Below are 14,061 nucleotides of genomic sequence, written 5' to 3' on the forward strand. Positions count from 1 at the left end.
ATCGAACTTAACGTGATTGCCGAAAAAAAAGGCGTTTCTTCGGGGTTTGGCGTTTTATCCAGGCCGGATAAGCGCTAGCGCTATCCGGCGTTGATCGGTGTCACGTCGGATGGCGGTGTAAACGCCTTATCCGGCCTGGATCGGTCAGGCTTTTTTCGCCTGGCGCGTCATAACGGTGCGATAGACCTTAAAGCGCCCGGTCTGCGCGATAACTTCGTGGAAGCCAAACACTTCATCCAGTACCTTCGGATAAGGCAGGAAGGCGTTCGCCACGATACGCAGCTCACCGCCGCTGTTGAGGTGGCGCACTGCGCCGCGAATCAGCGTCTGCGCGGCATCGAGGCTGGTCTGCATCCCATCGTGGAACGGTGGGTTGGAGATGATCATATCAAAGCGACCCGTCACGTCAGAAAAGACGTTACTGGCGATGACGTCACCTTCAATCCCGTTGGCGGCAAGCGTTGCGCGGCTGGCTTCAACCGCGACGGCGCTAACATCGCACAGGGTTAAGCGCACTTTTGGCGAGTGGCTGGCTAACGCGACGGAGAGTACGCCCGCGCCACAGCCGACATCCAGAACTTTGCCTTTGGTGTGTGGCGTCAGCGTGGAGAGCAGCAGTTGGCTGCCAACATCCAGGCCGTCGCGGCTGAATACGCCCGGCAGCGTTTTGATGGTCAGATTTTCGGTCTGGTATTCATCCCAGTATTTTTCGGCATCAAAGACCGGCTGTTTTTCCAGACGACCATGGTACAGGCCACAGCGACGCGCGCTGTCGACTTTGTTCAGCGGCGCGTATTCGGCCAGCATTTGCTCTGCGCTACGTACGCCGCTGCGGTTCTCACCCACCATAAAAATATCAGTACCTACCGGTAACAGCGAAAGAAGGTTCATCAACTGGAACTGGGCTTCCGGCTTATTCTTCGGCCAGTAGTAGATTAACGTATCGCTATCGCCGACGTCATCGGCCTGCGCGACGAGGCTGAAGCGAACGTTGTCGCCCATCTGGCGGTTAAGCACCTGCCAGTGGTGAAGCTGCTGAGTGTGCGCACGGCTGGCGGCGCTTTCAAAATGGGCAGGCAGGTCATCCTGCAAATCACCGGCAAACAGAATACGGCTTTGTTCGAAATCATCACTGTGGCGCAGCAAGACTTCACTTGCCGGGGTAAAAGCAGACATGGAGTGCTCCTTAAATTGTACAGCGGGGGATTATAGTTGTTTGATGGCGCGGATTCGACAAATTTGCTATATTTGCGCCCCTGATTACAGGAGTGTTTCGCTATGACATCCCGACGAGACTGGCAGTTACAGCAACTGGGCATTACGCAGTGGTCGTTGCGTCGTCCTGGCGCACTGCAGGGCGAGATCGCGATTTCAATTCCTGCGCATGTCCGTTTGGTGATGGTTGCTGCACAGTTACCCGCGCTAACCGAACCGTTGATGAGCGATATTTTACGCGCATTAACCGTCAGCCCGGATCAGGTTTTACAACTGACGCCTGACCGTGTCGCCATGCTGCCGCAGGGCAGCCGCTGTAATAGCTGGCGGCTGGGAACCGATGAGCCGCTGCTGCTGGAGGGCGCTCAGGTCGCGAGTCCTGCGTTTAATGAATTACGGGAAAACCCAGCGGCCCGCGCCGCGTTATGGCAACAAATCTGCGCATATGAACACGATTTCTTCCCTCGAGCCGACTGATTTACCTGCAGCATTTCAGATTGAAAAACGCGCCCACGCTTTTCCGTGGAGTGAAAAAACATTTGCCAGCAACCAGGGCGATCGCTACCTCAATTTTCAGTTGAGGGTTGGCGACGTGATGGCCGCCTTTGCGATTACGCAGGTCGTGCTGGATGAAGCTACGCTGTTCAATATCGCCGTTGATCCTGACTTTCAGCGCCGGGGCCTGGGGCGTGAGCTGCTGGAGCACCTGATCGATGAGCTGGAAAAGCGTGGCATTTTGACCCTGTGGCTTGAGGTGCGCGCCTCAAATGCTGCCGCTATCGCGCTATATGAAAGCCTGGGCTTTAATGAGGCAACGATCCGGCGCAATTACTATCCGACGGCCGATGGTCATGAAGATGCCATTATCATGGCATTACCAATCAGCATGTAAGACAAGGTGTAATGATGAAGAAGTGGGACTGGATTTTCTTTGATGCCGACGAAACGCTGTTTACGTTTGACTCGTTTACCGGCTTACAGCGGATGTTTCTCGACTATAGCATTACTTTTACCGCTGAAGATTTTCAGGACTACCAGGCTGTAAATAAACCGCTGTGGGTGGATTATCAAAACGGCGCGATTACCTCATTACAACTGCAGCATGCCCGTTTCCAGAGCTGGGCTGAACGCCTGAAGGTCGAGCCAGGCCAGCTTAACGACGCATTCATCAATGCGATGGCGGAAATCTGCTCGCCGTTGCCAGGGGCGGTTTCTCTGCTCAATGCGATTCGTGGTAAAGCGAAAATCGGCATCATTACTAACGGCTTTACGGCGTTGCAACAAATCCGCCTTGAGCGGACGGGGCTGCGCGACTATTTCGACCTGCTGGTGATTTCTGAGCAGGTTGGCGTGGCAAAACCCGATCCCCGTATTTTTGACCATGCGCTGGAGCAGGCGGGCAATCCTGACCGTTCCCGTGTGCTGATGGTGGGTGACACCGCAGAGTCCGATATTCTTGGCGGCATTAACGCTGGGCTATCCACCTGCTGGCTAAATACGCACCACCGCGAGCAGCCAGCGGGCATTCAGCCCACCTGGACCGTAGCGTCATTAAGCGAACTGGAGCAACTCCTGTGTAAACACTGATTGCCTCCCCCCCGTTGATGGGTAAAATAGCCGCAATTTTTCGTATTCAACTTGCACGGCCCGTTGCCGTGCTTACCTAAGAAGATTTGACTATGACGTTGTCTCCTTATTTGCAAGAGGTGGCCAAACGCCGCACTTTTGCCATTATTTCTCACCCGGATGCCGGTAAAACGACAATTACTGAAAAGGTACTGTTATTCGGACAGGCGATTCAGACCGCCGGTACGGTAAAAGGCCGTGGCTCCAGCCAGCATGCCAAATCTGACTGGATGGAAATGGAAAAGCAGCGTGGTATCTCGATTACCACCTCCGTAATGCAGTTCCCGTACCATGACTGCCTGGTCAACCTGCTGGATACCCCGGGGCACGAAGACTTCTCCGAAGATACTTACCGTACCCTGACGGCGGTGGACTGCTGCCTGATGGTTATTGACGCCGCAAAAGGCGTTGAGGACAGGACCCGTAAGCTGATGGAAGTTACCCGTCTGCGCGATACGCCAATCCTGACCTTTATGAACAAACTCGACCGTGACATCCGCGATCCGATGGAGCTGCTGGATGAAGTCGAGAACGAACTGAAAATCGGCTGTGCGCCGATCACCTGGCCGATTGGCTGCGGTAAGTTGTTCAAAGGCGTCTATCACTTATATAAAGACGAAACTTACCTGTACCAGACGGGTAAAGGCCATACCATTCAGGAAGTCCGCATTGTTAAAGGTCTGAACAACCCGGAACTTGATGCTGCCGTGGGCGAAGACCTGGCGCAGCAGTTGCGTGACGAACTGGAGCTGGTGCAGGGCGCGTCTAACGAATTCGACCATGAGCTGTTCCTCGCAGGCGAAATCACCCCGGTCTTCTTCGGTACCGCGCTGGGTAACTTCGGCGTTGACCATATGCTGGACGGTTTAGTGGAGTGGGCACCTGCGCCGATGCCGCGTAAAACCGACACCCGCGTCGTTGAGGCTTCCGAAGAGAAGTTCACCGGCTTCGTGTTTAAAATTCAGGCCAACATGGACCCGAAACACCGTGACCGCGTGGCGTTCATGCGCGTGGTGTCCGGTAAGTACGAAAAAGGCATGAAAATGCGCCAGGTGCGCATTGGTAAAGACGTGGTTATCTCCGATGCGCTGACCTTTATGGCTGGTGACCGTTCTCACGTGGAAGAAGCGTATCCGGGCGATATTCTTGGTCTGCACAACCACGGCACTATCCAGATTGGTGATACCTTCACCCAGGGCGAAATGATGAAGTTCACCGGTATTCCGAACTTCGCGCCGGAGCTGTTCCGTCGTATTCGCCTGAAGGATCCGCTGAAGCAGAAACAGCTGCTGAAAGGGCTGGTTCAGCTGTCAGAAGAGGGTGCAGTGCAGGTCTTCCGTCCGATCGCCAATAACGATTTGATCGTGGGCGCTGTCGGTGTGCTGCAGTTCGACGTGGTGGTTTCACGCCTGAAGAGCGAATACAACGTTGAAGCGATTTATGAGTCGGTCAACGTGGCGACTGCCCGCTGGGTAGAGTGTTCTGACGTGAAGAAATTCGAAGAATTCAAGCGTAAAAACGAAATTCAGTTGGCGCTGGATGGCGGTGATAACCTGACCTATATTGCGCCGACCATGGTTAACCTGAATCTCACCCAGGAACGTTACCCAGACGTTCAGTTCCGTAAAACGCGCGAACACTAATCGACCTTCCAGGGCACGGTATCCGCCGTGCCCTGCAACTTTCCCTGTCTTTTAAATCCCTTGCGGAATGTTCTTAAAACCTCTCATTTTTCTTTTGTTTGCCTGTTTTTTAGTCAATCTGGACTGCGATCACGAAATCCTGAACTATATTTAACAATGTGATGACATAAATGTCGGCGTTAAATGCTTTTTAGGCTGCCTGTTGCAGCTTCTATTGCTGATATTTATTCCACTTACAAGATTAGTTGCTGGCTCAAGCCCTATAACGGCAGAGCATAGCTTTTAGCAAACATACAGGAATACATCGATGACAATGACAGGACTTAAGATTTCTAAAACGCTGCTGGCCGTGATGCTGACTTCCGCTGTTGCAACGGGTTCTGCTTTTGCAGAAAACTCCACGACGGATAAAGCGCAATCCGGCGTCGAAAGTGCGGGGCAGAAAGTCGATAGCTCTATGAACAAAGTCGGTAATTTCATGGATGACAGCACCATCACCGCGAAAGTGAAAGCCGCGCTGGTGGACCACGATAGCATTAAGAGCACCGATATTTCCGTCAAAACCGATCAGAAGGTGGTGACGCTAAGCGGGTTTGTTGAAAGCCAGGCACAAGCCGAAGAGGCGGTGAAAGTGGCGAAAGGCGTAGAGGGTGTGACCTCCGTCAGCGACAAATTACACGTGCGTGATAGCAAAGATACTTCTGTAAAAGGCTATGCGGGCGATACGGCAATCACCAGTGAGGTAAAAGCCAAACTGCTGGCCGATGATATTGTCCCTTCCCGCAAAGTGAAGGTTGAAACCACCGATGGCGTGGTACAGCTTTCAGGAACCGTTGAATCACAGGCTCAAAGCGATCGCGCTGAAAGCATCGCCAAAGCAATTGATGGCGTGAAAAGCGTCAAAAACGATCTTAAAACTCACTAATTAGACTTAATTCGTCCTCCTGACGTTTGTCGGGAGGCGTGTTGTGCACCACACTGAAAATATCGCCGATGGGCAGCCTGAGTGCTCATATCAAGCGGTGACATTAACTATGGTAAAGGAGAAGCACATGTTTCGATGGGGCATCATATTTCTGGTTATCGCGTTAATTGCCGCTGCACTGGGTTTTGGTGGACTGGCGGGTACCGCTGCAGGCGCAGCGAAAATTGTTTTTGTGGTGGGGATCATTCTGTTTCTGGTCAGCCTGTTTACCGGGCGTAAACGACCCTAGTAAGTAAACCGTAAAGATATCTTGCTACTCAGCCAGTCCAGCGGACTGGCTTTTACGGTTTTAGCGGCAGGCATTTTGCGTTACTTTGTTCTCCTATTACAAAAACAACAGGAAGGCAGAGGTGGGGCAGAGAATACCCGTCACGCTCGGTAATATCGCGCCGTTATCGTTACGTCCGTTTCAACCAGGCAGTATGGCGCTGGTGTGCGAAGGCGGGGGACAAAGAGGCATTTTCACCGCTGGCGTACTGGATGAATTCATGCGGGCGCAGTTCAATCCCTTTGATCTCTTCTACGGGACGTCCGCTGGCGCGCAAAACCTTTCAGCTTATCTCTGTAACCAGCCTGGTTACGGTCGTAAAGTCATCATGCGTTACACTACCCGACGTGAGTTTTTTGATCCGGTGCGCTTTGTGCGCGGGGGAAACTTAATCGATCTCGACTGGCTGGTGGATTCGACCGCCTCCCAGATGCCGCTGGCAATGGATAACGCCGAGCGCCTGTTTGCCGCAGGGAAAGCGTTTTATATGTGCGCCTGTCGGGGCGATGACTACACGCCGGGCTATTTTTCGCCGAATCGGCAAAATTGGCTCGATCTTATCCGTGCTTCCAGCGCGATTCCCGGATTCTACCGCACAGGAGTTGCGCTCGATGGCGTGAACTATCTTGATGGTGGCGTCAGCGACGCCATACCGGTGCAAGAGGCGGCGAAGCACGGAGCAAAAACGCTGGTGGTTATCCGCACAGTACCCTCGCAAATGTACTATACGCCACAGTGGTTCAAACGTATGGAACGCTGGCTGGGCGAAAGCAGTCTGCAACCGTTATTGAATCTGGTCCAGCACCATGAAGACAGCTATCGCGCGATCCAAAGTTTTATTGAGAAACCGCCGGGTAAACTGCGCATCTTTGAGATCTATCCACCCAAGCCGCTCCATAGTATGGCGTTGGGAAGCCGTATTCCGGCGCTGCGGGAAGATTACAAGACAGGACGCCTGTGTGGTCGTTACTTCCTGGCGACAGTCGGTAAACTGCTGGCGAAAAATGCGCCGCTGCCTCGTCAGACGCCGAAGATTGTGGTGCCGGGGCCGGTGGTGGTTCCTCCCGCGCCGGTGGCCAACGACGCCCACGCGCCTGTGGTAGCCAATGCGCCTCAGGCGAACGACACGACGTTTGATAATGAGGATTTGGCGTGAGTTATCGTTTTATCGATACGCATTGTCATTTTGATTTCCCACCGTTTACCGGCGATGAATCTGCCAGCATTCAGCGCGCGGCTGACGTCGGCGTGCAAAGCATTATCGTTCCGGCCACCCAGGCGGCGAATTTTCCCCGCGTACTGGCGTTAGCGGAACATTATCCTTCATTGTTTGCTGCCCTGGGGCTGCACCCGATTGTCATTGAACAGCATGGTGATGATTGCCTGGAACAGTTGCAGCAGGCGCTGGATAAGCGTCCCAAAAAGCTGGTGGCAGTAGGCGAAATTGGGCTGGATCTGTATCGGGACGATCCGCAATTCGACAAGCAAGAGCGACTGCTGGAAGCGCAGCTTAAGCTGGCGAAGCGTTACGAATTGCCGGTGATCCTGCATTCGCGGCGCACTCATGACAAGCTGGCGATGCACCTTAAACGCCATGCTTTGCCACGAACTGGCGTGGTGCATGGGTTTTCCGGAAGCGTGCAGCAGGCCGAACGCTTTGTGCAACTGGGGTACAAAATTGGCGTGGGCGGCACCATTACTTATCCGCGCGCCAGTAAAACCCGCGAGGTAATGGCGCAACTGCCGCTGGACTCGCTGCTGCTGGAAACCGACGCGCCGGATATGCCGCTCAACGGCTTTCAGGGACTGCCCAACCGCCCTGAGCAGGTAGTCAGAGTGTTTGACGTCTTATGCGAGCTGCGCCCGGAACCTGCAGATGTGATCGCTGACGCGCTGTATCGCAATACGACCGCGTTGTTTACTGTGTGATTGTTGCGTGCCGGATGCGACGCAAAAGCGTCTTATCCGGCCTACGGACTGACCTCATGTGTAGGCCGGATAAGGCATAGCCGCCATCCGGCATTTCACAGGTACAGCGCTGGGAAGATCATATTATTCACACCGCGTTCGCGTAGCCCTTGCGCCAGTTGCTCGACATCCTCCGGCGTTGCACTCGGCCAGTCTTTCGCTTCGCCATACACCCCGTGCGCATGAAAGGCATTCAGCCGTACCGGTACATCACCTGAACGCTTGATAAACGCCGCCAGCGCATCGATATGCTGCAGATAATCCACCTGACCAGGAATCACCAGCAGGCGCAGCTCCGCCAGTTTTCCCTGCCCGGACAAAAAGGTAATGCTCTGTTTAATCAGCGTGTTATCGCGGCCAGTTAGCTGTCGATGACACACGCTGTCCCAGGCTTTTAAATCAAGCATCACGCCGTCACACACCGGCAACAATTTTTGCCAGCCGGTTTCGCTTAGCATGCCGTTGCTGTCTACCATGCAGGTCAGGTGTTGCAACTGTGGATCGGTTTTGATCGCGCTAAACAGCGCCACGATAAACGGTAGCTGGGTGGTTGCTTCGCCGCCGCTGACCGTAATTCCTTCAATAAACAGCACTGCCTTGCGAATATGCTCCAGCACCTCATCAACGCTCATGTTCTGCGCCATCGGCGTGGCCTGCTGGGGGCACAGGTGCAGGCAGGTATCGCACTGCTGACACACGTCGGACTGCCACCATACTTTCCCCGCGCTCAGGCTCAGCGCTTCATGCGGGCAATGCAGTACACACTCCCCGCAGTCGTTGCAGCGCCCCATCGTCCACGGGTTGTGGCAATTTTTACAGCGCAGATTACATCCTTGCAGAAACAGAGCCAGGCGACTGCCCGGCCCGTCGACGCAGGAGAAAGGAATCAGCCTACTTACTGAAGCGCATCTGCTGTTCATGGCTAATCACGCGAGGTTGTCGTTCCAGAATGCGCGTATTGCGCGCGGCTTCTTCACCAAGCCAGGTGGTGTTGGTGCGTGAACCTGCGGCACGATATTTTTCCAGATCCGACAGGCGGACCATATAGCCGGTGACGCGGACCAGATCGTTGCCGCTCACGTTGGCGGTAAACTCGCGCATTCCGGCTTTAAACGCCCCGAGGCACAGTTGCACCAGCGCCTGAGGATTACGTTTGATGGTTTCATCCAGCGTGAGAATGTCGCTGATCCCGGCGTGATAAAACGCGTGATGCGGCGCGACGGTTTGCAGATGGGTGATCGGGTCCGGCTCATCGCCGTAGGGCAGACGCGCGCCCGGCGTGGTGCCGATGTCAGAACTGATCCCTGACTGCGCATGCAGCATCGCACGCTGATTCCAGCCATATTTCACCGGGGTGCTTTCGACAAACTCCGCCAGTTGGGCGCTGATACGATAGCCGAGCTGATTGGCGAACGCATCTTTGCCGTAGCGCGCGTTCTCCCCCGCCTTATCGCACAGCAGGTTCACCGCCTCCGCCAGGCCATACATGCCGAACATAGGCACAAAACGTTCGGGATCAATCAACCCTTCCTGCACGAGGAAGCTATTCTCAAAGAAATGTGATTTTTCATAAAGGAATTCACATCGTGAATCAATGATGGCGATTTGCTGTTGGCAATAGTGCGGTAGGGTGCGCGTAAAGAAGTCATCGACAGAGGTACTGCGCTCTGCAATGGCTTTCAGATTAAGCCTGACCAGCGTGCTTCCGCCTCCGGCGAGCGGCAACGAGTTGTAACAGCTGACGACGCCATACTGACCTTTTGTGAAAATTTTATCATTTTCAGGGCCGTTGGAAATGTGCGGCTTACTGCACTCGCAGATATTTTGCGCCACGTTGAGCAGCAGATCGTCAGGGGTAATTTGCGGATCATAAATAAATGTCAGATTAGGTGAAACCTGCTTTAGCTCTGCATCTGCACGTAAAATCGCTCGGGTGACTGGCGTATCGGCGGGGCCGATGTTGGCATGCATAAACGCGTCTGGCAGGGTTCTGTCGAGATAACGCCAGAAACGTTTTATTCGAATATCGATCTCTTCTTGTGTTAGAATTCTAACATATGGTTGCAACAGGGCGTCGAGCTGACCGAGATAGACCGGCATTGAGGTCACTGACGGAACGTGGTGGTACAGGATGGTGAGCAAGGACAACGCATCATCAAGATCGCTGGCACCTTCCAGCTCCAGCCACGATGAACCGTTGGCCAGAAAACGCGCATAGTCGGGTAAGACATAGCGCGGTTTGAACGGGGCGTGACCTTCGTACATATCGCAGATCACCCCGTCATCCAGCGCCTGGCGTGCCTCAGCAGGCAGTTGCGGATAAGGCAGCGCGTTTTCAGCCTCCAGCGCCAGAAAATGGCGTTTCTGCTCAGGGCTGAGCACCGGACTGGTCACGATTTGTTGGCAACGCTGTTGCAGCGCGAGTTCGCTTGAAGTGGGCATCGTTGATTCCTTTTTATCCCGAAGGTGTAACGCCATTGTAGAAAGCAACGCCACCACAACCTTTGATCCGGATGCGCCTGATGCCACCGCATCCCCTCAGGAAAGGTTATTTATTTGAAGTAGATCTCATTAGAGTAATGCAAATCTGTATGTGGTTTTCATTAACTGTGATGTATATCGAAGTGTAATAGCGAGCGGATGTTAGAATACTAACAAACTCGCAAGGTGAAATTTTATACGGCGATGCCGTTGGAGAATGTTATGACCGATTTAACAGCAAGCAGCCTGCGTGCACTGAAACTGATGGACCTGACCACCCTGAATGATGACGACACCAATGAAAAAGTGATCGCGCTGTGTCATCAGGCGAAGACCCCGGTTGGCAACACGGCAGCAATTTGCATCTATCCACGTTTCATTCCTGTTGCGCGTAAGACTCTGAAAGAGCAGGGCACGCCGGACATCCGTATTGCCACCGTCACCAACTTCCCGCACGGCAACGACGACATCGAGATTGCGCTGGCTGAAACCCGCGCGGCGATAGCCTACGGTGCAGATGAAGTTGACGTGGTGTTCCCGTATCGTGCGCTGATCGCGGGTAACGAGCAGGTTGGTTTTGATCTGGTTAAAGCCTGTAAAGACGCGTGCGCGGCGGCAAACGTGCTGCTGAAAGTGATCATCGAAACCGGTGAACTGAAAGAAGAAGCCCTGATTCGCAAAGCGTCTGAAATCTCCATCAAAGCCGGTGCTGATTTCATCAAAACCTCTACCGGTAAAGTGCCGGTCAATGCGACCCCTGAAAGCGCTCGCATCATGATGGAAGTGATCCGCGACATGGGTGTTTCTAAAACCGTAGGTTTCAAACCGGCTGGCGGCGTGCGTACTGCAGAAGATGCACAGCAGTTCCTGGCGATTGCCGACGAACTGTTTGGCGCTGACTGGGCTGATTCTCGTCACTATCGTTTTGGCGCATCCAGCCTGCTGGCGAGCCTGCTGAAAGCGCTGGGTCATGGCGACGGTAAGAGCGCAAGCAGCTACTAAGTTTGAATTGCCCATCGTAGGCCGGATAAGGCGCAGCCGCCATCCGGCATCAGTACGACTGCCGGGTGCGCGTTGCTTACCCGGCCTACAACGGCTTGGATTATTAAGAGTAATCATTCATTGCAGTGGGTTTTCCGCAGCATTTAACCTGATTAATCGGGGGTTACCGTGTTTCTCGCACAAGAAATTATTCGTAAAAAACGTGATGGTCACGCGCTGAGCGATGAAGAAATTCGTTTCTTTATCAATGGTATTCGCGACAACACCATCTCTGAAGGACAAATCGCCGCCCTGGCGATGACCATTTTCTTCCACGATATGACAATGCCTGAGCGAGTTTCGCTGACCATGGCAATGCGTGATTCAGGAACCGTGCTGGACTGGAAAAGCCTGCAGCTTAACGGCCCGATTGTGGATAAACACTCTACCGGCGGCGTAGGTGACGTAACGTCACTGATGTTAGGCCCGATGGTTGCTGCCTGTGGCGGCTATATTCCGATGATCTCCGGGCGTGGCCTGGGGCACACCGGCGGTACGCTCGATAAACTGGAAGCGATTCCTGGGTTTGATATCTTCCCGGACGACGCGCGTTTCCGTGAAATTATTAAAGACGTGGGTGTGGCGATTATTGGGCAAACCAGCTCGCTCGCACCGGCGGATAAACGTTTTTATGCCACCCGCGATATTACCGCGACCGTGGATTCCATCCCGCTGATTACCGGCTCCATCCTGGCGAAAAAGCTGGCGGAAGGGCTGGATGCGTTGGTGATGGATGTGAAAGTAGGCAGCGGCGCCTTTATGCCGACCTACGAGCTTTCTGAAGCCCTTGCCGAAGCGATTGTCGGCGTGGCGAACGGGGCGGGTGTACGTACCACCGCGCTGTTAACCGATATGAACCAGGTACTGGCCTCGAGCGCTGGTAACGCGGTAGAAGTCCGCGAAGCGGTGCAGTTCCTGACCGGTGAATACCGCAATCCACGTCTGTTAGACGTCACCATGGCGCTGTGCGTGGAAATGCTGATCTCCGGCAAACTGGCGAAAGATGACGCCGAAGCCCGTGCGAAATTGCAGGCGGTGTTGGATAACGGTAAAGCGGCAGAGATTTTTGGTCGCATGGTTGCGGCGCAGAAAGGACCGACCGATTTCGTCGAAAATTATGCGAAGTACCTGCCGACGGCAATGCTCAGCAAAGCGGTATATGCTGATACCGAAGGCTTTGTTAGCGCCATGGATACTCGTGCGCTGGGAATGGCGGTCGTTTCCATGGGCGGCGGTCGTCGTCAGGCTTCGGACACCATTGATTACAGCGTTGGCTTTAGCGACATGGCGCGTTTGGGCGACAGCGTAGATGGACAGCGTCCGCTGGCGGTGATCCACGCGAAAGATGAAGCCAGCTGGCAGGAAGCGGCGAAAGCGGTCAAAGCGGCAATCAGCCTTGACGATAAAGCGCCAGAAATTACACCGACAGTCTATCGTCGTATAACCGAATAATTGTATACTGATCTGATCGCTTTTTTGCGGCGCAAAAGGTACGGAGATTAATATGAAACGTGCATTTATTATGGTGCTGGACTCCTTTGGTATTGGTGCGACTGAAGATGCGGATCGCTTTGGCGACGTAGGCTCAGACACTATGGGACACATTGCAGAAGCCTGTGCGAAAGGTGAAGCTGACAATGGTCGCAAAGGCCCACTGACTCTGCCTAACCTGACCCGTCTGGGCCTGGTGAAAGCTCACGAAGGTTCTACCGGTAAAATTGCTGCTGGCATGGACGGTAACGCGGAAGTCATTGGCGCCTATGCATGGGCGCATGAACTCTCTTCCGGGAAAGATACACCGTCTGGTCACTGGGAAATCGCCGGTGTTCCGGTTCTGTTTGACTGGGGTTATTTCTCCGATCATGAAAACAGCTTCCCGCAGGAACTGCTGGATAAGCTGGTAAAACGTGCCAACCTGCCGGGCTACCTCGGCAACTGCCACTCTTCCGGTACCGTGATCCTGGATCAACTGGGTGAAGAGCATATGAAAACCGGCAAGCCGATTTTCTATACCTCCGCTGACTCCGTGTTCCAGATTGCCTGCCACGAAGAGACTTTTGGCCTGGATAAACTCTACGAGCTGTGCGAAATCGCTCGTGAGGAACTGACCGAAGGTGGTTACAACATCGGTCGTGTTATCGCACGTCCGTTTATCGGTGATAAAGCCGGTAACTTCCAGCGTACCGGTAACCGTCACGATCTGGCCGTTGAGCCGCCAGCACCGACCGTGCTGCAGAAACTGGTCGATGAGAAAGACGGTCACGTGGTTTCCGTCGGTAAAATCGCGGATATCTACGCTAACTGCGGCATCACTAAAAAAGTGAAAGCCACCGGTCTGGACGCGCTGTTCGACGCCACCATCAAAGAGATGAAAGAAGCCGGTGATAAGACCATCGTCTTCACCAACTTCGTTGATTTCGACTCTTCCTGGGGACATCGTCGCGATATCGCCGGTTACGCCGCGGGTCTGGAACTGTTTGACCGCCGTCTGCCAGAGCTGATGGAGCTGGTAGGTGAAGATGACATTCTGATCCTGACCGCCGACCACGGCTGCGACCCGAGCTGGACCGGCACTGACCACACCCGTGAGCACATTCCGGTACTGGTCTACGGCCCGAAAGTTAAACCTGGCTCTTTAGGTCACCGTGAAACCTTCGCGGATATCGGTCAGACGCTGGCGAGCTACTTTGGTACGTCGCCGATGGACTACGGTAAAAACATGCTGTAATACCCGTTGTCTTTCGCGCTGTAGATGCGTTGACTTCATTCGCTCACCCCGGTCACATAGTGAATCTATGCTCCTGGGGATACACGAATTCGTCGCCTTCCTACAA

The 14,061-nt window shown here is 53.9% G+C and carries 14 protein-coding genes; 11 read left to right on the top strand and 3 right to left on the bottom strand.

The features are described 5' to 3' along the window. Positions 1–144: 144 nt before the first annotated feature. Positions 145–1,176, bottom strand: coding sequence for a 16S rRNA (guanine(1207)-N(2))-methyltransferase RsmC (gene rsmC, locus OGV94_RS20245; protein WP_286518169.1), 1,032 nt, complete (start codon positions 1,174–1,176; stop codon positions 145–147). Between the two features lie 102 nt (positions 1,177–1,278). Here rsmC and holD point away from each other — a divergent pair, with 102 nt between their 5' ends. The 8 genes from holD to OGV94_RS20285 all read left to right on the top strand — a co-directional run bounded on the left by holD (position 1,279) and on the right by OGV94_RS20285 (position 7,666). Further along, positions 1,279–1,692: a DNA polymerase III subunit psi gene (gene holD, locus OGV94_RS20250; protein WP_047406371.1), complete on the top strand. Its 414-nt coding sequence runs from the start codon at positions 1,279–1,281 to the stop codon at positions 1,690–1,692. After that, a complete protein-coding gene (gene rimI, locus OGV94_RS20255) occupies positions 1,661–2,107 on the top strand; it encodes a ribosomal protein S18-alanine N-acetyltransferase (RefSeq protein WP_043018331.1) in 447 nt (148 codons plus the stop codon). Before holD ends, rimI begins: the two co-directional genes overlap by 32 nt. 14 nt (positions 2,108–2,121) lie before the next feature. Next, positions 2,122–2,802, top strand: a complete 681-nt coding sequence (gene yjjG / locus OGV94_RS20260; RefSeq protein WP_043018332.1) for a pyrimidine 5'-nucleotidase — start codon at positions 2,122–2,124, stop codon at positions 2,800–2,802. Between the two features lie 92 nt (positions 2,803–2,894). Next, on the top strand, positions 2,895–4,484 hold the full coding sequence (prfC, locus tag OGV94_RS20265) for a peptide chain release factor 3 (protein ID WP_016151601.1): 1,590 nt from the start codon (positions 2,895–2,897) through the stop codon (positions 4,482–4,484). Positions 4,485–4,791: 307 nt separating this feature from the next. Next, positions 4,792–5,409, top strand: coding sequence for a molecular chaperone OsmY (gene osmY / locus OGV94_RS20270; protein ID WP_043018333.1), 618 nt, complete (start codon positions 4,792–4,794; stop codon positions 5,407–5,409). Between the two features lie 127 nt (positions 5,410–5,536). Continuing rightward, positions 5,537–5,698, top strand: a complete 162-nt coding sequence (locus tag OGV94_RS20275) for a DUF1328 domain-containing protein (protein ID WP_003019081.1) — start codon at positions 5,537–5,539, stop codon at positions 5,696–5,698. 121 nt (positions 5,699–5,819) lie between these two features. Beyond that, the gene (locus OGV94_RS20280) at positions 5,820–6,893 is read left to right on the top strand and encodes a patatin-like phospholipase family protein (RefSeq protein WP_043018334.1); all 1,074 of its coding nucleotides are present in this window, start codon (positions 5,820–5,822) and stop codon (positions 6,891–6,893) included. Then, complete coding sequence (locus OGV94_RS20285; protein WP_286524240.1) at positions 6,890–7,666, top strand: metal-dependent hydrolase; 777 nt, start codon at positions 6,890–6,892, stop codon at positions 7,664–7,666. Before OGV94_RS20280 ends, OGV94_RS20285 begins: the two co-directional genes overlap by 4 nt. Before the next feature lie 95 nt (positions 7,667–7,761). Here OGV94_RS20285 and OGV94_RS20290 read toward each other — a convergent pair whose 3' ends face one another. Together OGV94_RS20290 and OGV94_RS20295 are read right to left on the bottom strand one after the other, a co-directional pair. Further along, on the bottom strand, positions 7,762–8,625 hold the full coding sequence (locus OGV94_RS20290) for a YjjW family glycine radical enzyme activase (protein WP_087050988.1): 864 nt from the start codon (positions 8,623–8,625) through the stop codon (positions 7,762–7,764). Further along, positions 8,597–10,147, bottom strand: coding sequence for a YjjI family glycine radical enzyme (locus tag OGV94_RS20295; RefSeq protein ID WP_047406362.1), 1,551 nt, complete (start codon positions 10,145–10,147; stop codon positions 8,597–8,599). The genes OGV94_RS20290 and OGV94_RS20295 overlap by 29 nt, the downstream gene beginning before the upstream one ends. Before the next feature lie 261 nt (positions 10,148–10,408). Between OGV94_RS20295 and deoC the strand changes: the two genes are divergently transcribed. From deoC to deoB, 3 genes are all read left to right on the top strand, one after another. Then, a complete protein-coding gene (gene deoC / locus OGV94_RS20300; protein ID WP_042312514.1) occupies positions 10,409–11,188 on the top strand; it encodes a deoxyribose-phosphate aldolase in 780 nt (259 codons plus the stop codon). 168 nt (positions 11,189–11,356) lie between these two features. Next, positions 11,357–12,679 carry a thymidine phosphorylase gene (gene deoA, locus OGV94_RS20305; RefSeq protein ID WP_043018339.1) on the top strand — a complete coding sequence of 441 codons (1,323 nt, stop codon included), beginning with the start codon at positions 11,357–11,359 and terminating at the stop codon, positions 12,677–12,679. A 52-nt stretch (positions 12,680–12,731) separates the two neighbouring features. Then, entirely contained in the window at positions 12,732–13,955 is a 1,224-nt protein-coding gene (deoB, locus tag OGV94_RS20310) for a phosphopentomutase (RefSeq protein ID WP_043018340.1), read from the top strand. Positions 13,956–14,061: the final 106 nt, after the last annotated feature.

It is taken from the genome of Citrobacter sp. Ce006, from assembly GCF_030336535.1.
GTDB lineage: Bacteria > Pseudomonadota > Gammaproteobacteria > Enterobacterales > Enterobacteriaceae > Citrobacter > Citrobacter europaeus.